The sequence below is a fragment of the Luteimonas sp. FCS-9 genome (assembly GCF_001014645.1).
GTDB lineage: Bacteria > Pseudomonadota > Gammaproteobacteria > Xanthomonadales > Xanthomonadaceae > Luteimonas.
The window spans coordinates 1-20,210 of the sequence record NZ_LASZ01000014.1 but is presented as its reverse complement, the minus strand read 5'-3'; the positions used below and the strand labels follow the sequence as shown (position 1 = coordinate 20,210).

The window sequence follows — 20,210 nt, the reverse complement described above, 5'->3', positions numbered from 1 at the left end:
CTCACGCACTTCCGACGCCCGCGACCCGCGCCTGCCGCAGCGCCTGCGCGGCGCGCTTGCCGGCCAGGAACGCATGGTCGGAGTTGTAGTACTCCCATTCGCTGTAGCGCCCGGCGAGCACGATGCCGCGCGCGGCGAGCCACTGCCGGATCGTCGCGACGCTGGCCGCGCGCGCGTGGTCGTAGATCACGTAGGCGTAGGGCATGTCGACCACGTTCGCGGTCAGCACCGGATCGTCGTCGCGCAGCATGCCGACCTGGCGGCATTCGGCGATGCAGCGCGCGACGAGCCCGGCATCGTCGCAGGGCAGCGGCTTGGTCGGCGAATAGGTGATCTCGCAGGTCAATCCGAAGCCGCCGGGCGGATTGTTGTGCGGGCTGGCGTTGCCCTGCACGAAGATGCGGTGGAACACCGTGTCCTCGGGGTAGTAGATCCAGTGCTTGTCGGTCAGCCCGGCACGCCCGATGCCCAGATTGACGCACCGCACCGAGACGTGCCGCAATGCCGCGGCGGCGGCGCGGATCTCCTCCGGCGCCTCGTCCCCGATCAGCCGGACCAGTTCGGGCAGCGGCAGCGTGCTGACCAGCGCGCGATAGCTGCGCTGTCGGCCATCGGAGAACTCGGCGACGCGGCTTTCGGGATGCAGCGCGGTCATCCGGGTCGAGGTCAGCAATTCGCCTTCCAGGTGCGGCAGGAACCCGTCCATCAGTGCCTGGAACCCGCCGTGGCGGGGATAGCCGAAGCGCGCGTTGGGTCCGACCGGCCGCGCGACCGGGCGCAGCGCGCCGTCGATCATCTCCTCCAGATCGGGCAGCGGCACGCGGCCGCCGAGCCACGAGGTTTCCATCTCCCGCAGCGGCACCGTCCACAGCTTGAGGTTGTAGGGCACGGCGAAATGCCGCGCGACGCCGGCGCCCCAGACCTCGTAGATGAACGCCTCGAAGTTGCGCGGCGCGCGACGCTTCGACAGCGCGACCGCCGTGCCGGCGTGGTCCTTGACGTCGCCGGCCGGGTCCGCGGGCACGACGCCGTCGGCGCAGCAGTCCTCCAGCCGCGCGGCCCGGGCGTCGCAGGACCGCGGCGTCGCCTGCTCGCCGCTGCCGTCGATCGCGCCGAAGCGCGCCTCGATCGCGCCGACCAGGCATTCCTTGAGCACGTCCGTCGGCAGTCCGTACAGCGCGCTCTGGAACGGATAGCGCGTGTGCACGCCCTTGCTGTAGATCCAGGCCTCGCGGTCCTGCCAATGCAGGTTGTCGCCGAGCAGCTTCTCGTACAGCGCCAGTACGTCGGCGTCGTTGGAGAACATGATGTGGCCGGCATAGTCGAACACGAAGCCGTGGTCCTCGATCGACCGGCACCAGCCGCCGACCCGGTCGTTGGCCTCGACGAGCAGGCTGCCGGCACCGTAGTGCAGCGCCGCCGACAGGCCGGTGGGCCCGGCGCCGACGATCAGGCAGTCGACCGGTGCGGCGCGCGCACCCGCGCGCTCGGACGCCGCCAGCGGGACGACCTGGCGGCCAGCCAGGTACGCCTTCGCCCGCGGCCGCAGCCCGTGGGCCAGTGCGGCGCCGATCTCGCGCGCGACCGTCTCGGCCGCGGCATCCCAGGACGTGCGCGCGACGAGCCGCCGCTGCGCCGCCTGCCGCGCCTCGCGCTGCGGCCCCGATTCGCCCAGCGCCGCCTCGCAGGCCGCCACGAACGCGTCGGTGCCGGTCGCCAGCGCGACCCCATCGGCATACAGCCGGCGCACGTCCGCGATCTCGGTGCTGACCACCGGCTTGCCGGCGCCCATGTACTCGAGCGTCTTGGTCGGACTGATGAAGCGGGTGGCCTCGTTGCGCGCGAACGGCATCAGGCAGACGTCCCAGGCCGCGAGCACCTCGGGCAGATCCTCGTAGGCCTGCTGCGGCAGGTAGTGCAGGTTCGCGCGCTGCGGCAGCGACGCCGGGTCGATCTTGACGACGGGGCCCACCAGGCAGACCTGCCAGTCGGGCCGGGCGTCGGCCAGGCCGGCGAGCAGGTCCAGGTCCAGGCGCTCGTCGATCACGCCGTAATAGCCCAGCCGCGGATGCGCGATGCCCGCGAACAGCCGCTCCGCCACCGCGCCTGCCTCGCGCGGCGCGAAGTGCGCCGCGTCGACGCTGCTGGGCAGCGCATGCACGTTGGGACTGGCGGTGCGCTTGGCGTCGTAGAGCGAGGGCCCGCCGGTGAACACCACGCTGGCGATGTCGAGCAGCGTGGTCTCGCGCCGCAGCAGTTGCGGCGGCGCGTCCTTGAACGCGCTCAGCTCGTCCATGCAATCGTAGACGACGACCTCCGGCGCCAGACCGGCGAGCAGCGGCAGCGCCATCGGGGTGTAGAGCCAGACGCCGTAGCGGCCGACGTCGTGTCCCGCGAGATACGCGCGCAGCAGCGCGCCGACCGGTTCGAACTGGCTGTCGGCGAAGCCATGCCCCTCGGCGCGCGTGCGCGGCTGCAGCACGGTGACCCCGGGCGCCGGCGTGGTGACGTGCAGTCCGGGATCGCCGGGCACCGGCTCCTCGACGAACAGGATGTCCCAGTGCGCCGCGAGGCGGCCGAGCAGGTGCTGCGGGCGCTGGTAGACGAAGCCCCAGCGCAGGTGCGAGAACACGATCAGAGTCTTCATGGTGGTTCCGAAGTGGACGGACGGCGGACGGTCCGCGCGTCGCATCGTGTGTTGCGCACGCGCGAGCGCCTGCGCGTAGTCGGCGTCGAGCCGGCGTTCGAGCGTGCCCGGCTGCACGTGCCACAGGCCGCTGCGATGCCAGTGCGCGGGCTGCTCCCAGTCGGGCCGGTCGAGCGCCGGGTACAGGCAGATCCCGTCGACGCGGGCGCCGCCGTCACGGGCGAGCGCGACCTCCGCGCAGACGTCGGCCAGCCACGGTCCGCGCTGCGCGTCGGTATGGCTGGTCTCGCTGATCGCCATCGGCCGGCCGTAGCGCGCGTGCACGTCGAGCAGCAGCGCCGACAGCGGCCGGCGTCGTGGATCGTCGGGCCAGCGCAACGTGTCGCGGCTGCCGACGATCCATTGGTTGTGTGGGTAGTAATTGATGCCGACGATGTCCAGGTGCCGCATCGACCCGCCGGGCTGCGGCTCCAGGCGGCCGGCGAGCATGTCCCAGGCGTGGTACTGGAATCCGGCCTCGCGCTGCGCGTCGTCGGCGCGTTCGGGCGTGTCGGCCACGACGTGGATCAGCGGGTCGACCGACAGGATCCGCGCGCGCGGATCGGCCGCGTGGATCGCGTCGGTCGCCGCGATCGCCGCGCGCACCAGCTGCATCTTCAGCGCATGGCCGTCATGCGGGCGATCGCCGCGGTGCGGGTGCATCAGCCCGGTCTCGCACACCGCCCAGGCGAGGAACGAGATCTCGTTGACCGGCGTGTAGACCGGCACCTCGCCGTCCATGTGGTACGGGACCAGAAACCGCGCCAGCGCATGCGCGTAGTCGGCGAAGCGCGCGACGAACGTCGGCGAGAAGATGTCCAGACCCTGCGGCATGCCGTAGTGGAAGAACGTCCACAGCAGCTGAATGCCGTGCGCACGCGCAGCACGCGCCCGGAGGCCAACGCCGTCGAAATCGTAGCGCCCGTCGCCGGCGCGCTCGATCGAGCGCCAGCCCGCGCTCTCGCGGGCGCAGCGCAGGCCCAGCCGCGCCATGCGGCGGTAGTCGCCAGCGGGGTCGGCCAAGTGGCCGGTCGCCGAATTCATGCACAGCGCCTGCGCGCTGCCGTTGACGTGGTCAGCGCCTTCGAACCCGGCCTGCCAGAACCCGGCGAACGGCGCAGTCGGCGCGCTCATCGGCAATGCGCCCGCGGCATCGATCGCATTCCGTTGCCGATCCCGCCGTGCAGGGCGGCACGCGAGGGCGACAGCAGATCGAAAGAGGCGTCCATGCATCGACCCTGCGCCGGACATCGCCACGTTGCCGTGAGCGGACCTGCCGGGCGGCAGGCCGAGCGTGCATCGTTGGCACGGGGCCCGCCGGGGGGGGGCATCGCCGCCGAGCGCGCGGCGCGATCCGGGAGCGGCCGGACAAGCCGGAGGCCGGACCCTGCCTGCGATACGGCCGGCACAGCCGCGGCGCGACCGGGCCCCGGACAGCAAAAACCCGCCATGCAGGCGGGTTTTTCGGGGATGCGCCGATGGTGGCTATGGGTGGACTCGAACCACCGACCCCAGCATTATGAGTGCTGTGCTCTAACCGGCTGAGCTACATAGCCATCGGGCACCCGTCGCATTCGCGACGAGCCGCGCATTCTGCTACGCCCGGCGGCCCGCGTCAACGGGCCGCCGGGCACGCCTCAGCGACCGGCCTGCGCGGCCTGGGCCTCGCGCAGGCCCAGCTGGTCGAGCATGAACGCATACATCTCGGCCGACTCGCGGTAGCGGCGGAAGCGGCCCGACTTGCCGCCGTGGCCGGCCTCCATGTTCGTCCGGAACACCACCGGATGCGTGCCGGTGTTGAGGTCGCGCAGCCGCGCGACGTACTTCGCCGGCTCCCAGTACTGCACCTGCGAGTCCCACAGGCCGGTGCCGACGAACATCGCCGGATAGGCCTTGGCCTCGAGGTTGTCGTAGGGCGAGTAGCCGAGGATGTAATCGTAGTAGCGCTTGTCCTCGGGGTTGCCCCACTCGTCGTACTCGTTGGTCGTCAGCGGGATGCTCGGGTCGAGCATCGTCGTGACCACGTCGACGAACGGCACCTGGGACAGGATCACGCGGTACTTGTCCGGCGCCATGTTCGAGATCGCGCCCATCAGCAGGCCGCCGGCGCTGCCGCCGTAGGCGGCGACGCGATCGGGCGCCGCATACCCCTGCTTCACCAGATCGTCGGTGACGTCGATGAAGTCGGTGAAGGTGTTGACCTTGTTGAGCAGCTTGCCATCGTCGTACCAGGCGCGGCCCATCTCCTCGCCGCCGCGGATGTGCGCGATCGCGTAGACCATGCCGCGATCGAGCAGGCTGACATTGGTCACCGAGAAGCCCGGATCCATCGACGCGCCGTAGCTGCCGTAGCCGTACTGCAGCAGCGCGGCGGTGCCGTCCTTCGCGAACCCCTTGCGGTAGACCAGCGAGACCGGCACGCGCTTGCCGTCGCGCGCGGTCGTCCACACGCGCTCGGTGACGTAGTTCGCCGGGTCGTAGCCGATCACCGCCTGCTGCTTGAGCTGGCGACGCTCGCCGGTGCGCGTGTTGACCTCGAACGCCGTCGCCGGCGTGGTCAGCGAGGTATAGCTGTAGCGCAGCCAGTCGGTGTCGGGCTCGGAGTTGATCGACAGGCCCATCGCGTACGCCGGCTCGTCGGCCTGCACGAACGTGTCGCTGCCATCATTCTTGAGCACGCGCACGCGGGTCAGCGCCTGCGCGCGTTCCTCGATCGCGGTGAAGCCGTCGAACAGCTCGTAGCCTTCGATGTAGACGTCGTCGCGATGCGGCACCAGATCGGTCCACTGCTTGCGCGACGTGGCATTGCTCGGCGCGGTGACGAGCTTGAAGTTGGTCGCCTTGTCCGCGTTGGTGCGGATGACCCAGCGGTCGCCCAGATGATCGGCGTCGTACTCGACGTCGCGCGCGCGCGGCGCGAGCACGGTGAAGGTCTCCGGGTTATCGGCCGGCGCGTAGCGCGTCTCGCTCGACACGGTGCTGCCGACGCCGATGACGATGAACCTGTCGTCGCGCGTGCGGTCGATGCCCATGTAGAAGCTGTCGTCCTTCTCCTCGTAGACCAGCACGTCGTCGGCGACCGGCGTGCCGAGCACGTGCTTCTTCACACGCACGGTCAGCAGCGTCTCGGGGTCGTTCTCGACGTAGAACAGGGTCTTGCCGTCGTCGGCCCAGACGAGGTTCGCCGACACGCCGGGGATGGTCTCGGGATAGACCTCGCCGGTTTCGAGATTCCTGAAGCGCACCGTGTACTGGCGACGTCCGTTGGTGTCGTCGGCGTAGGCGAGGATGCGGTTGTCGCGGGTCACGTCCCAGTCGCCGACCGAGTAGTAGTCCTTGCCCTCGGCGAGCTGGTTGACGTCGAGCAGGACCTGCTCGCCGGCGAAGTCGCCCCGGGCGTTGGCGGCCTGGATCGACAGCGCGTCGACGCCGGGGGCGTCGGCGCGGCGGGCATGCACCGGATAGTCCTTGCCGGTCTCGAAACGCGAGTAGTACCAGAAGCCGCGGTCGCGGTAGGGCACCGAGCTGTCGTCCTGCTGGATGCGGCCGACGATCTCGTCGTACAGGCGGTCCTCGACTGCCTTGAGCGGCGCGAGCACAGCGTCGGCGTAGGCGTTCTCGGCCTCCAGGTAGCCGAGCATCGCCCGGTCCTCGCGCTTGTCGTCGCGCAGCCAGTAGTAGGGATCCTCGCGCTTGGCGCCGTGCGGCGCCTCGACGGTATGCGGACGCTGCTCGGCGTCGGGCGGCGCCGGCAGCGCGGCGGACGCGGACAGGGAAACGCTCATCAGGCTCAGGCTCGTCAGGATCGGCGCGGCCAGCATGGCGGCGCGGGAAAAGGAGGTCGTCATCGAGGGGTCCGTGCGCCGCGATCGCGACGCTGCCAGGGGCACCGGCCGCGGGCGCGACCGGTGCGGGGAGGAATCACTTGGCCAGCTGCTGCCACAGGAACGTCAGGTACAGCGCGTCCATGTGCGCCTGCTGGCGGTTGTTCGCCGCGCCGCCGTGGCCGCCCTCGATGTTCTCGTAGTAGCGCACGTCCTTTCCGGCCTCCGACATCCTGGCCATCATCTTGCGCGCATGGCCGGGGTGCACGCGGTCGTCGCGCGTGGAGGTCAGGATCAGCGTCGGCGGATAGTCCTTCGCCGGGTCGAACAGGTGGTAGGGCGAGAACGTGCGGATGAACGCCCACTCCTCGGGCTTGTCCGGATTGCCGTACTCGGCCATCCACGACGCGCCGGCGAGCAGCTGGTGATAGCGCTGCATGTCGAGCAGCGGCACCTGGATCACCACCGCGCCGAACAGCTCGGGATACTGGGTGAGCATGTTGCCGGTCAGCAGGCCGCCGTTGCTGCCGCCGCGGATGCCCAGGTGCGCCGGCGAGGTGATCTTGCGGGCGATCATGTCCTGCGCGACCGCGGCGAAGTCCTCGTAGGCCTTGTGGCGGTTCTGCTTGAGCGCGGCCTGGTGCCAGCGCGGGCCGTACTCGCCGCCGCCGCGGATGTTGGCGACCGCGTACACCCCACCCTTCTCCAGCCAGCCCTTGCCCACGCCGCCCGAGTAGCCCGGGGTAAGCGAGATCTCGAAGCCGCCGTAGCCGTAGAGCAGCGTCGGGTTGCTGCCGTCGAGCTGCATGTCCTTCGGGCGCACGAGGAAGTAAGGCACGCGGGTGCCGTCCTTGGACGTGGCGAAATGCTGTTCGACCTCATGCGTGGACGCATCGAAGAACGCCGGCATCGTCTTGAGCGTGTCCGGCGCCTTGTCGCTGCCGACCTCGGCGAGCATCAGCGTGCTCGGGGTGAGGTAGTCGGTGACCGTCATCCACACCGCGTCGGACTCGTCGCTGTCGACCGCGCTGACCGCGACCGTGCCCAGTTCCGGCACGCCGGCCAGCGCGCTGCGCGCCCAGCCGTCGGCGCCCGGCGTCAGCACCGTGAGCGTGTTCTTGACGTCCTCGAGCACGTTGAGGACGAGGTGGTGCTTCGTCCACGTCGCGCCGGCGAGCGAGGTGGTCTCGCTGGGCTCGAACAGCGCTTCGAACTCGCGCTTGCCTGCCATGAAGTCGTCGAACTTCGTCACCAGCAGCGCGCCGGCCGGATAGCTGCGGCCGCCGACCTCCCAGGCCTCGCGCAGCTCGAGCATCAGCCACTCGCGGTGGACTGACTTGTTGGCCGAGTTGGGGGCATAGACCTTGGTCAGCTCGCCATTTGCACCGCGCAGGTACAACTCGTCGTTGTAGAACGCCAGCGTGCGGCTGACGAAGTCGCGTTCGAAGCCCGGCGTGTCGTCGCGCATCGCGGCGATGTACATGTCGTCGGCCTGGCCCTCGTAGACGAGCGTGGCCTGGTCCATCGACTGGCCGCGCGCCAGCTGCTTGACGATGCGCGGGTAGCCCGAACTGGTCAGCGAGCCGTCGCCGAAGTCGGTGTAGGCGTAGACGGTGTTCTCGTCGATCCAGCCCAGCCCGCCCTTGGCCTCGTCGCGGAAGAAGCCGCCCTCGACCCAGGACTTGGTCGACAGGTCGAACTCGCGGGTGACGTCGGCATCGGCGCCGCCGCGCGACAGCGCGATCAGGCAACGCGTGTAGGCCGGACGCAGGCAGCTGGCGCCGTGCCAGACCCAGTTCTCCCCCTCGGCCTTGTTGAGCGCGTCGAGGTCGAGCACGGTCTCCCACTTCGGCTGCGGCTTGCGGTATTCCTCGAGCGTGGTGCGGCGCCAGATGCCGCGCTCGTGGTTCCGGTCGCGCCAGAAGTTGTAGTACCACTCGCCCTGCTTGTAGGCGACGGGGATCTTGTCGTCGGAGTCGTAGATCGCCAGCAGGTCGGCCTCGAGCCGCCGGAATTCGGCCGTGTCGGCGAGCTCGGCCTCGGCCTTCGCGTTCTGGGTGCGGACCCAGTCGAGGGCCTTGTCGTCGGTGACGGCTTCGAGCCACTGGTGGGGGTCGTTCACGGCGGTCTCCTGGGCGGATGCGGCGCCCATCGACAGGCCGGCGGCGACCCCGGCGGCGAGGCAGAACTTGGACAACGGGGACATGGCGGCTCCGGTGGTGCCTGGGCGGACAACCGCCAACGCTAGCACGCACCACCGCCGCCGGCCGCGTGACCAAAGTCACGGCGGCGGGGTTCCTGTGGGAGCGCTCGCGCGCGAAGGCGCTCCCGGGAAAGCTTCATCGCGCGCGAGCGCGCTCCTACAGCGGGGGGAGCCGGCGGCGCCCCGGTCAGCGCGGCATCGGCAACAGGCCGGCCGCGGCCAGCGCGGCGCGGACCGAGACGTGCCCGCGGCGACGCGGCGCGGGACGGCGCGCGGCCTGGGCAAGGCCCGGCCGACGCCGCCGCAAGACCGCTGACGAGGCCGGCTTGCGGCGGCGCGGCAGGCAAAGCGCGCACCAGGTGGTCCATGCGGCCGCGGGCATGCCCACCAACCACAGCGGCGGCCAGCCGGCCAACCCGACGCCGGTGCGCAGGCCCGGGAACGACAGCAGCGCGACGGCGCCCAGGAACAGCAGCCCGAGCAGGGCGGCGCCCAGCAGGGGACGGGGATCGGAAGCGGGATGTTCGACGTTCGACACGATGACGGACCTCGCAGCCTGCCCGGACGGGCCATGCGGCAAGTCTGGAACGCCCCCATCTCATGGGCTGCGACTTCGCGCACCCGGGCAGGCACACGCCCGATGTCGGCGCCCGGGCCGGGCCGTCATGCGCGCGCCGCGGCCGACGACCAACGGTCGGAGGTCGGAGGTCGGAGGTCGGAAGACGCTCGCGCAACGGGACGCGGCCCGCCTCCCCTACGCGGACGCGGCGGCCGCCGCGACAGGCCTCGCGGACGGCAGGCGCGGGCTCAGCGCTCGTATTTCGACAGCGCCAGCTCCAGCAGCGAGCGGGCCTGCTCGCGCAGCGCGACGGGTTCTGCGATCTGCGCGTCCGCGCCGTAGTGCAGCACGTCCATCAACAGCTCGCGCGCGTTGCTGTAGGGCACCTTGAGCTCGTAGCGGCCGTCGGGCAGGAACCGACCCTGCTGCTGCGAGTGCCAGTGCTCGTCGGCGACCCAGCGCGCGGCGCGGGCCTCGAACAGGATCGTCGCCACGCCCTTGGGCGGTCCGGAGAAGATGCCGTAGCTGCCCGCCAGGTGGGTGTCGAGCTCGGCATCCTCGATGTCGCGCGCCTGCCCGGGCAGCATGCGCGCATTGGCGATGCGATCGACCGAGAAGCTGCGCAGCGCGTCGCGGTCGTGGTCCCAGGCGTCGAGGTACCAGTTGTCGCGGTAGTGGGTGATCCGCTGCGGCGAGACCGTGCGGCGGGTGCGCTCGTCGGTCGAACGCGCGCGATATTCGAACGCGAGCTGCCGGCGCTCGAGCACCGCCGAGCAGACGTTGCGGAACGCGTGCTCGTCCATGCGCCGGCCGCGGTGCGGCACCACGCGCACGCGCTGCACGGGCCACTGTTTGCCGGCCGAGTGCTCGTCGAGCAGCTTCTCGATCCTCGACTGCAGCGGCGCCAACGCGCTCGACAGCACCCCGCCACCGCTGCGCGAGAGCAACTGCTGCGCGGCGAGCAGCGCGTGCAGCTCGCCCGAGCTCAGCCACAGCCCCGGCAGTTCGAAGCGGTCGCCCTCGTCGCTGTCGTAGCGGAAGCCGGCATCGCCGTCGCCGACGACAGGCGCCATCAGCGCATCGCGCAGGAACGCCAGGTCGCGGTAGACCGTGGCGCGCGAGCATTCCAGCTCGTCCTGCAGCCGGGCCACCGTGACGGGGTAGCGCGACGTCTTGAGGATGCGGTGCAGCGAGAGGATGCGTTCGTATCGGTCCATGGGCCGATTATGGCGCGTCGTCGCGGCCGGCGGCGCGATGGCGAGCCGGATAACTCCCCGCTAACGGGTCGGCCCTAGACTCGCGCACGCACAGGAGGACAGGACGTCATGACCCAGCCCGGACGCGAGCGCACCGGCCGCATCGCCGCGACGGCCACGCTCGCCTGCCACCTGGCGATCGCGGTCTGGCTGCTGCACGGTCCGGACGCTCCGCCGCGCGCCAGGGCGCACGACCGTCCGCTGCAGGTGGCCTGGATCGATCCACCGCCCGCAGCGGTGCCCGTATCGCCACCGCCCGGGGCCCCGGCCGGGCAACCGCTGTCGGCGCGAGCCGACGTGCCGGCCGCACCGGCGCCGCGGCCCGCCCTGGCCGCGGGCGAGTTCGCTGCGTCGCCCGCGCCCGCCGCCGACGACACGCCCACGCCGGCGCTGGCAACCCAGGCCCGGGCCTGGGCGCGGGCTCAGGCCGCCCCGGTCGACTTCGCGCCCGACCCGCTGCGCCACCGGGAGCCGCCGCGCCCGGACGGCGCGTTCGCGATGCGCGAGCCGATCTCGGCGCAGGACGTGGTCGAAGGCATCGGCGCGCTGCTGTTCGGCGGCGGCCCGACCGATCCCTGCCCGCAGATCCGCCGCAACCTCGCCAATGCCGACCTCGGCGCCGGTCGCGCGCTGGCCGAGGAGGAACTCCACCGGCTGCGCCGCGACTGCCTGTAGCGCGACGACGCGGTCGTCAGCCGCGCACGTGGGCGAGCGCCGCGGCGGCCACGCGCGCAGCCTGGCCGCGCAATTCGGGCATCGCGATGCTTTCCCACAGCGTGCCGATCCGCGGCACGCCGAGCGTCCACAGGCCCGGCACCGGCATGCCCGCCCGGTCGCGCACGCCGCCCGCCTCGTCGGTGTCGAGCCCCATGCCGTGCGGGCCGGGACGCGCGAGCCCGCGGGTGCGCAACGCCGCCGGCAGGCTGCCGGGCACCTGCGTCGGCCGTTTCTCCAGGCCGGTGGCATTGACGACGCGGTCGACCGCGAGCGTCTCGTCGCGTTCGCCCCGGCGGCGGCGCCAGTCGAGCCGCAGCCGCCCGTCGTCGTGCACGGACACCGCCAGCACCCGGCCGGCGTGCAGCGAGAAGCGACCGTCCCGGCGCATGGCCTCGACCACCGCGGCCGCCTCGGGCGCGATCCGGTGGCGATGGATGTCCCAGTGACGTACCGCATGGCGCAGGAAGCGGGCCTGTTCGGCCGGCGGCCAGGCCTGCCACAGTGCCTGGACCTGCGGCCGCAGACGCTCGAGCGCGTCCTGCCACGGCCGGCCGTGCGCCTGCGCCTCGGCCGCCCATCGCCGCAGCACACGCATGCGCGCGCGCACGCCCAGCGGCAGCAGCGGCGCGACGCCACCGGCCTGGGGCACCGTCCCCGGCACGTGGCCCAGCGGCATCAGGCCGTGGCGCGAGATCGCGACGATCCGGCCGCAATGTCCGTTGGCGTGCAGGGTCAGCAGCACGTCGACCATGCTCAGCCCCGCACCGACGATCGCGACATCGGCCCCGGGGTCGATCGCGGCGACGGCGTCGTAGCGCCAGGCATCGACGACGCCCGCGAGCGCGCCGCCTGCCGGCACCGGCAATGCCGCAGGCAGGCCGCCCGTCGCCAGCACCACCGCCCGCGCGCGCAGCGGCGCCCCGGATGCGGTCCGCAGTTCGAAGCCGCCCTCGCCCGGCACCAGGTCCTCCACCGTCGTCTCGAGGCGCGCCAGGGCGTCGATCCGCGATTGGGTCGCCAGCCGCGCCTGCAGGTAGTCGCCGTAGACGCGGCGCGGCGCGAACATCGCCGGCAGGGCCGTATCCGGGATCGCCGCCGCCTCGGGCGCGTCGCGCAGGAACGCGAGAAAGTCGTCGGGCCGATCGTCGAAGGCGCTCATCCGTGCCGCGTTGACGTTGAGCAGGTGCTCGGGGCGCGGAGTCGAATAGGCCACGCCGCGCGCCGGCGCCGGCCGCGGCTCGACCAGCGCGACGCGCAGGCCGGGCGCGGCGAGCAGGTGCAGCGCCACCAGCGCACCGGTGGCGCCGCCGCCGACCACGGCGACATCGACGTCGGGAACAGCGGGCTGGGACACGGTGGGTTCCTTCGGCGCGGGGCGGGCATTATCGCCCGTCGCAGCCCGCCGCCCCGCACGCCCCCGGACACTCGCCTGCGCACCCGAGCTGAACCCGCCGCGCCGATCGACGGCGATCGGCTTGGAAGCGCCGCGATCCGTCGGCATAATCGGTTGGAACCGATTTCATGAATGGCTGACATGCTCGCTGGCTGGTGGCTGGCTTTCGCAGGCCTGCCGATCTACACGCAACCGCTTCCGGCGGCGCCGGAGCAACCCGCCGTGGCCGCCGTGGCGATGCGCCAGGTGCCGCTGCGCCGTCCGTGCTTCCGGCTCAAGTGCACCGACGCGGAATGGACCGCGAGCGCGGCGCGGCGCCGCATCTGGGCGCCACGCGCGCCGGGCGTCCGCCCCAGGACGGTCGCGCCGCCGGTCATCCGCCTGCCCGACCGCCCCGCGATCGCGCTGCACTCGCCGTTCGCGCAGCGCGACAGCTTCCGCTCCGGCGGCAACCACGTGAAATGGGACGCCAGCTACGGCATCGAGGCGATCCGCAGCCCCGAGACCTCGCTGCGGCTCGAGTTCGGCACCGGCGTGCGCATCGAGCCCTACACCGACTTCGGCACCGCGGTGCCCGGGCCGGTCGCGCGCGGCCAGGTCCAGCTGTCGCAGGAACTGGGCCGGCGCGCATCGTTCACCCAGCAGGTGCAGGTCGAGACCGGTCGCGAGAACACCTTCCTGCGGCAGACGCTGGCCTTCGACTACGAGCTGTTCCCGCAGTGGACGTTGCGCTCGGATTTCGAGCTACGCCACGACACGCTGGGCAACGGCGGCCGCGGCAGCACCGACACCGAGAGCTCGGTGAAGGTGCAGTACCACTTCTGATCCGCGCGCGTCGCCGCGGCCGACGCTCACCCCGGCAGGAACGCGCCCGCGCCGCTCTCGAGCAGGCGCGCGGCCACGGCCGAGCCCAGCGCCTCGCCTTCGCCCTCGCCGGCCTCGCCGCCCGCCCGGACCGCGCGGCCGTCGGTGGCCGAGCCGACGAGGCCTTCGAGCAGGATGCGGCCGTCGTGCAGCCGCGCGAACGCCGCGACCGGCACATGGCAGCTGCCGTGCAGCGCCCGGTTCATCGCCCGCTCGGCCTCGACGCAGCGCCGCGTGGGTGCGTCGTCGAGCGTCGCCAGCAGCGCCTGCAGCTGCGGAGCGTCGTCGCGGCATTCGATCGCGATCGCGCCCTGGGCCGGCGCCGGCAGCCAGTCGGGCGCGTCCAGCCGCGCGCGGATGCGGGCGTCGAGCCCGAGCCGCTGCAGCCCGGCGCACGCCAGCACGATGGCGTCGTACTGGCCGCTGTCGAGCTTGGCCAGCCGCGTGTTGACGTTGCCGCGCAGGTCCAGGATCTCCAGATCCGCACGGCGGGCGCGCAGTTGCGCCTGGCGCCGCAGCGACGAGGTGCCCACGCGCGCGCCCAGCGGCAGCGCGTCGATCGATGCGAACGCATTGCTGACGAACGCGTCGGCATGGTCGGCCCGCGCCAGGATGGCCGGCAACGCGAAGCCCGGCTCGAGCTCCATCGGCACGTCCTTGAGCGAGTGCACCGCGCAGTCGGCGTCGCCGGCCTGCATCGCGATCTCCAGTTCCTTGAGGAACAGGCCCTTGCCGCCGATCGCGGCCAGCGAGCGGTCCAGCACTTCGTCGCCGCGCGTGCTCAGCGGCACCAGCTCGACCTCGAGACCGGGATGGCGCGCGCGCAGGGCGGCGGCCACGTGTTCGCTCTGCCACAACGCGAGCGGGCTCTTGCGGGTGGCGATGCGCAGTCGTTCCATCCGGGCATTATCGACGATCCCGGCGCCGGGACGCGAACGGCGCGCGTCCCTAGAGCTGGCGCACCGCGTCGCGCAGCTGTGCCACGCAGCGCCGGCTCACCTCGAGCGTACGCTCGGCATGCCGCAGCACCGCGTGCACGTGGCCGTCGGCGTCGCGTCGCAGCTCGACCAGCTCGTGCCGGGCGACCAGACAGTTGCGGTGGATGCGCACGAAGCGGTCGCCGAACGCCTCCTCCAGCGACTTGAGCGATTCCTCGACCAGGTCCTCGCCGCGGGCATGGTGCACGACGACGTACTTCTCCTCGGCCTGCAGGTAGCGGATGTCCTCGACCGGGATCAGCCGCAAGCTGCCGCGCAGCCGCGCGCACAGATGGGTCCGCTGACGGTCGGCGACGACCGACGTCGCCTCGCGTCCGGCGGTGAACGCGCGCGCGCGCTCGACCGCGGCCTGCAGGCGCTCGGCGCGGACGGGCTTGACCAGGTAGTCGACCGCCGCGGCCTCGAACGCCTTGAGCGCGTGCGCGTCGTACGCGGTGCAGAACACGATCGCCGGGCGCGGCTCGAAGGCGTTGAGATGGCGCGCCGCCTCCAGGCCGTCGATGCCCGGCATCGCGATGTCGAGCAGCACCAGGGCCGGATCGTGCGCGGCGCAGGCTTCCAGCGCGGCGCGGCCGTCGCCCACCTCGGCGACGACCTCGACCCCAGGCAGTTGCGCCAGCAGCATCCGCAGGCGCTCGCGCGCCAGCGGCTCGTCATCGGCGATCACGACCTTCATGGTCCTCCGCTCCCGTCAAGGCACGGTCCCTGGGCCCGTGGCCCGGTCCTGCGATGGTGCCCGGACGGGCATCGGCACGCCAGCGGGCCGCCGCAGCGCGCGCCCTGCCGAGGCAGGGCCGGTGGCGCCGCATCACACGCCGTGCCCGCTGCGCATGCGGCGCCACGCCGTCAGTCGGCGAACCGTGCGCTCAGCCAGACGCCCAGGTCGGCGATCTCCTCGGCGCAGACCGAGTGCGGCATCGGATAGGTCTGCCACCGCACGTCGAACCCGAACTGCCGCAGCAGCGCGGCGCTCTGCTGCCCCGCGATCGCCGGCACGACCGGGTCCTGCGTGCCGTGCGCCATGAAGACCGGCTGCGCGTTCGCGCCGGCGACGAGCGCGCCTTGCGCGGTGCCGGCGGCGGGCAGGTAGGTCGACAGCCCGACCAGGCCGCCCAGCGGCTCCGAGCGGCGCAGGCCGGCGGCCAGCGTGATCGCACCGCCCTGCGAGAAACCGGCCAGGATCACGCGCGAGGCCGGCACGCCGCGCTCGGCTTCGCGGGCGATCAATGCATCGACCTGGGTCACCGACGCCTGCACGCCGGCCTCGTCGGCACGGTTGCCCAGGTCGATGTCGACGATGTCGTACCACGCGCGCATGCGCACGCCGTTGTTGATCGTTACCGCGCGCATCGGCGCGTGCGGGAACACGAAACGGATCGCCGGCCAGTCCGGGCGGAGCAGCTCGGGTACGATCGGCGCGAAATCGTGGCCGTCGGCGCCCAGGCCGTGCAGCCAGATCACGCTCCAGGCCGGGTCGCGGCCGGTCTCGCGTTCGATGCAGTCGAGCAGTGCGGTGTCGTCGTTCATGCGGATGTCGTCGTGGGACCGCCCGCCAGTGTAAGCGCTGGCTCCCGGGGCCGCCGCGCGTCAGTCCGCACGCGGCGCCAGCGGGGCGTCGGCCTGCGCGCGCAATTCGCTGGCGCGCAGCAGCACGCGCGGCGGCGCGGCCTCCTCGGGCGTGGCGAACAGCCGCGCACGGCGCATCGCCAGCCCCAGCCCGCGCGACGAGGTGAGCCGGACGATCGGGATCGAGCCGGCGAGGCCGACGATCATCGGCGACATCCACAGCGCCAGACCCGGCGACAGCCACCAGGCCACGATGCCCATGCCGATGCCCAGCACCGTGGTGCCGCGGTAGCTGCGCCACAGCTCGGCGTAGGTCTGCCGGCCGTCGTCGCGCTGCTGCGCGTCCCAGCCCGAATCGCGGCCGGCCAGCACCTCGGCCACGCCGCGCGACTGCACGTACATCGTCACCGGCGCCATCAACGCGGCCAGGACATTCTCGATCAGCAGGCTGACCAGCCCGCGCAACGCGCCGCCGCAGCCGCGGCGCATGCGCGCGTCGCTGAGCGTGGCCACGTAGCCGAACACCTTGGGAGCGAACAGCAGCGCCATCGTCAGCGCGAATACGCCCAGGAAACGGCCGTCGTCGATCGCCATCCAGTAGCCGGCGGCCGAGAAACCGTCGACGCCGGGCATCCCGTGTTGCAGCGGGACCGCGATGCCGACCAGGATCAGCATCGCCCACAGCGGGGCGGTCAGGTAGTGACCGATGCCGATCAGCAGGTGCCAACGGTTCACCCAATGCAGACCGCGGGCCGGCAGCACGCCGCCGTGTTGCAGATTGCCCTGGCACCAGCGACGGTCGCGGATGAGCATGTCGGTCAGCGTCGGCGGGCCTTCCTCGTAGCTGCCTTCGAGCGTGGGCACCATGTGCAGGGCCCAACCGCCGCGGCGCAGCAGCGCGGCCTCGACGAAGTCGTGGCTGAGCACGGTGCCGCGGAACGGCGAGGGGCCATGGAGCTCGGGCAGGCCGCCGTGCGCGGCGAACGCGGCGCTGCGGATCATCGCGTTGTGGCCCCAGTAGTTGCTCTCCGCACCATGCCACCAGGCAACGCCCTGGGCGATCACCGGGCCGTACATGCGCCCGGAGAACTGCTGCATCCGTGCGAACATCGTGGTGCCGTTGACGATCACCGGCAGCGTCTGGATCAGCGCGACGTCGTCGTGGCGCTCCATCGCACCGGCCAGCCGCACCAGCGTGTCGCCGGTCATCAGGCTGTCGGCGTCGAGGATCAGGAACTTGGGGTAGCCGCCGCCCCAGCGACGCACCCAGTCGGCGATGTTGCCGGCCTTGCGCTCGCGGTTGTCGTCGCGGCGCCGGTAGTAGAGCCGGGTCCCGGGACACTGCGCGCGCAGCCGTGAGAACGCCTGGAGTTCGCGCGCATGGATGCCGGCGTCGCGGGTGTCGCTGAGCACGAACAGGTCGAAACGGTCGCCCTGCCCGGTTTCGTCCAGCGATTCGCAGATCGCCTGCAGGCCCGCGAACAGGCGCTCGGGGTGCTCGTTGTAGGTGGGCATCAGCAACGCGGTCCGCGCGCCGAGAGCCGGCAACGGGGTCTGCGGATCGATGCCGAGCCGAGCCGGCCGACGCAGCAGCACCATCGCGAAGCCGGCCAGCGAACTGGCGAACGACTGGGCGATCCACGCGAACAGGGGCACGAACACGGCGAGCAGCAGGCCCTCGAGCACGTCGATCCCGCCGATGCGCAGCAGCCACCAGATCTGGTAGGCGGCAAGCACGGTGAGGCTGCCGGTCAGGCCGAGGATCGCGGCGCGACGCCAGGCCATGCCGCGGGGGGCGCTGGGCAGGCGCGCGCCGACCAGATCGCCTTCGCGCAGCGACTGCACCGGCATGGCGATGGGGCATTCGGGCGGCAACACCCCGCGCTGGGGCGGCGCCGCCTGGGACATGCCCGCGGTCACGCGTGCCACCGCTTGGCCGGCAACATGCGTGATGCAACGGACGGGCGACCCAGGAAGGCGCCAACGCCGACACGCGCAGCAGCCCCCCGAACGCGGAGGGCAGATGACAGAGGCGGCGTCGTGGATAGCCAGCCGTCGCCGAAACGGACCGTCATCGCCATCGGGCAAGCGGGCATGGAACGGCGCGTGGCCACTGCCGGCAGGACTGGCATTGCGACGGCGAGTCCTGGCAAGGGACCTGCCGTCGCGGCGGCCAACCGATCAAGTTCTCGCAACATCGTTCCGCCGCATCGCATTCAGGTCGAACGCAATGTAGCGGGCCGGTTGTAAGGGTTTCGCGAAACGGGGCGCAGGTGGTGGGCCCACCAGGACTCGAACCTGGAACCAAAGGATTATGAGTCCTCTGCTCTGACCATTGAGCTATAGGCCCGCGTGCGCGCATCGTATCAAGCCGGGCCGACCCAGGACCATGCCGGCGCAGTAAGGCGGAGAGTCTGGAGCAGGCATCGCTTGAGTCCAGTCGCCTCGTCGCACGCCTACTTTTCGCGAGCACTGCCGAGCTGAGTATCGATCGGCGTCTGGACGGTCGCCGCAAGTCGCTTTCCCGCGAGCGCCTGCCGGGCACTGCGCCGAGTCGCGGCCCGATATCCGCTTGGCCGTCCCGGCATCCGGCAGGCAAGTAGCGACTCGCTCGCAAGGCAGAGAAATTTCTTCCAACAGACGGACTCTGTGCTTCCCGAAGACAGCTTGTAAACGCCCTCGGCAGCGGACTGACGGCCGGTGGCCGCGTCGAGTGCGCCATGGATGGCGCACGCCCGAGTCAAGGCACGATGCCTTGACCGAGAGGGAAGCGGCTTCCGGGCGGCAGGCGGCTGCCCATCCGAAGAGAGAGCAGCGCAAAGAAAAACCCCCGCCGGAAGCCCGGCGGGGGTTTTGGGGTAAAGACCCTGGCGATGACCTACTCTCGCATGCTAGATGCACACTACCATCGGCGCATGTACGTTTCACTTCCGAGTTCGGAATGGGATCGGGTGGTTCCATACAGCTATTGTCACCAGGGAGAGGGTGGAGGGTCGCGGTTGGGTCCGGTGATCGACGGATGTCGAGGACGGACCGATCGCGCTCACGCTCTCGTAGGTTGGGAAGTAGCGAACATTGGGACGACGTTACGTGTCGTGGGCCAAGGATGCTTCGGGTTGCGAAGCAACTTGAGGTTATATGGTCAAGCCACACGGATCATTAGTACTGGTTAGCTCAATACATTGCTGTACTTACACACCCAGCCTATCAACCACCTGGTCTTGATGGTTCCTTCAGGGGAGTCAAGCTCCCGGGAGATCTCATCTTGAGGCGCGCTTCCCGCTTAGATGCTTTCAGCGGTTATCGCTTCCGAACATAGCTACCCGGCAGTGCCACTGGCGTGACAACCGGAACACCAGAGGTTCGTCCACTCCGGTCCTCTCGTACTAGGAGCAGCCCCTCTCAAATCTCCAACGCCCATGGCAGATAGGGACCGAACTGTCTCACGACGTTCTGAACCCAGCTCGCGTACCACTTTAAATGGCGAACAGCCATACCCTTGGGACCGACTACAGCCCCAGGATGTGATGAGCCGACATCGAGGTGCCAAACACCGCCGTCGATATGAACTCTTGGGCGGTATCAGCCTGTTATCCCCGGAGTACCTTTTATCCGTTGAGCGATGGCCCTTCCATACAGAACCACCGGATCACTAAGTCCTAGTTTCCTACCTGCTTGATCCGTCGATCTTGCAGTCAAGCACGCTTATGCCTTTGCACACAGTGCGCGATGTCCGACCGCGCTGAGCGTACCTTCGAGCTCCTCCGTTACTCTTTGGGAGGAGACCGCCCCAGTCAAACTACCCACCATACACGGTCCCCGATCCGGATAACGGACCTAGGTTAGAACGTCAAGCACGACAGGGTGGTATTTCAAGGTTGGCTCCACCCCAGCTGGCGCCAGGGTTTCATAGCCTCCCACCTATCCTACACAGACGAACTCAACGTTCAGTGTAAAGCTATAGTAAAGGTTCACGGGGTCTTTCCGTCTTGCCACGGGAACGCTGCATCTTCACAGCGATTTCAATTTCACTGAGTCTCGGGTGGAGACAGCGCCGCCATCGTTACGCCATTCGTGCAGGTCGGAACTTACCCGACAAGGAATTTCGCTACCTTAGGACCGTTATAGTTACGGCCGCCGTTTA

General features: G+C 70.7%; 12 protein-coding genes, 2 tRNA genes and 2 rRNA genes. 2 read left to right on the top strand and 14 right to left on the bottom strand.

The features are described 5' to 3' along the window. Position 1 precedes the first annotated feature (1 nt). The 6 genes from WQ56_RS12230 to WQ56_RS12205 all read right to left on the bottom strand — a co-directional run bounded on the left by WQ56_RS12230 (position 2) and on the right by WQ56_RS12205 (position 10,489). Positions 2-3,820, bottom strand: a complete 3,819-nt coding sequence (locus WQ56_RS12230; RefSeq protein ID WP_047137406.1) for an FAD-dependent oxidoreductase — start codon at positions 3,818-3,820, stop codon at positions 2-4. 345 nt (positions 3,821-4,165) lie between these two features. Further along, positions 4,166-4,242: transfer RNA gene (locus WQ56_RS12225), tRNA-Met, on the bottom strand. A gap of 81 nt (positions 4,243-4,323) precedes the next feature. Continuing rightward, entirely contained in the window at positions 4,324-6,534 is a 2,211-nt protein-coding gene (locus WQ56_RS12220; RefSeq protein ID WP_231583410.1) for a S9 family peptidase, read from the bottom strand. 73 nt (positions 6,535-6,607) lie between these two features. Continuing rightward, positions 6,608-8,716: a prolyl oligopeptidase family serine peptidase gene (locus WQ56_RS12215; RefSeq protein WP_047137405.1), complete on the bottom strand. Its 2,109-nt coding sequence runs from the start codon at positions 8,714-8,716 to the stop codon at positions 6,608-6,610. Between the two features lie 184 nt (positions 8,717-8,900). Then, complete coding sequence (locus WQ56_RS12210) at positions 8,901-9,251, bottom strand: hypothetical protein (RefSeq protein WP_047137404.1); 351 nt, start codon at positions 9,249-9,251, stop codon at positions 8,901-8,903. A gap of 269 nt (positions 9,252-9,520) precedes the next feature. Next, the gene (locus WQ56_RS12205) at positions 9,521-10,489 is read right to left on the bottom strand and encodes a YafY family protein (protein WP_047137403.1); all 969 of its coding nucleotides are present in this window, start codon (positions 10,487-10,489) and stop codon (positions 9,521-9,523) included. A 108-nt stretch (positions 10,490-10,597) separates the two neighbouring features. Between WQ56_RS12205 and WQ56_RS12200 the strand changes: the two genes are divergently transcribed. Continuing rightward, complete coding sequence (locus WQ56_RS12200) at positions 10,598-11,203, top strand: hypothetical protein (protein WP_047137402.1); 606 nt, start codon at positions 10,598-10,600, stop codon at positions 11,201-11,203. 16 nt (positions 11,204-11,219) lie between these two features. Here the strand turns inward: WQ56_RS12200 and WQ56_RS12195 are convergent, their stop codons facing one another. Beyond that, complete coding sequence (locus tag WQ56_RS12195; RefSeq protein ID WP_047137401.1) at positions 11,220-12,599, bottom strand: FAD-dependent oxidoreductase; 1,380 nt, start codon at positions 12,597-12,599, stop codon at positions 11,220-11,222. A 171-nt stretch (positions 12,600-12,770) separates the two neighbouring features. Between WQ56_RS12195 and WQ56_RS12190 the strand changes: the two genes are divergently transcribed. Then, positions 12,771-13,463, top strand: coding sequence for a DUF481 domain-containing protein (locus WQ56_RS12190; protein WP_082132381.1), 693 nt, complete (start codon positions 12,771-12,773; stop codon positions 13,461-13,463). Positions 13,464-13,489: 26 nt separating this feature from the next. Here WQ56_RS12190 and hemC read toward each other — a convergent pair whose 3' ends face one another. From hemC to WQ56_RS12155, 7 genes are all read right to left on the bottom strand, one after another. Continuing rightward, a complete protein-coding gene (gene hemC / locus WQ56_RS12185) occupies positions 13,490-14,401 on the bottom strand; it encodes a hydroxymethylbilane synthase (RefSeq protein WP_047137399.1) in 912 nt (303 codons plus the stop codon). A 49-nt stretch (positions 14,402-14,450) separates the two neighbouring features. Then, entirely contained in the window at positions 14,451-15,176 is a 726-nt protein-coding gene (locus WQ56_RS12180) for a LytTR family DNA-binding domain-containing protein (RefSeq protein ID WP_047137398.1), read from the bottom strand. A gap of 170 nt (positions 15,177-15,346) precedes the next feature. Then, on the bottom strand, positions 15,347-16,027 hold the full coding sequence (locus WQ56_RS12175) for an alpha/beta hydrolase (protein WP_047137397.1): 681 nt from the start codon (positions 16,025-16,027) through the stop codon (positions 15,347-15,349). A 60-nt stretch (positions 16,028-16,087) separates the two neighbouring features. Next, positions 16,088-17,974, bottom strand: a complete 1,887-nt coding sequence (mdoH, locus tag WQ56_RS12170) for a glucans biosynthesis glucosyltransferase MdoH (RefSeq protein ID WP_047137396.1) — start codon at positions 17,972-17,974, stop codon at positions 16,088-16,090. A gap of 366 nt (positions 17,975-18,340) precedes the next feature. Next, positions 18,341-18,416, bottom strand: a tRNA-Ile gene (locus WQ56_RS12165). A gap of 515 nt (positions 18,417-18,931) precedes the next feature. Beyond that, a 5S ribosomal RNA gene (gene rrf / locus WQ56_RS12160) occupies positions 18,932-19,045 on the bottom strand. 159 nt (positions 19,046-19,204) lie between these two features. Then, positions 19,205-20,210, bottom strand: a 23S ribosomal RNA gene (locus WQ56_RS12155); the annotation flags it as partial.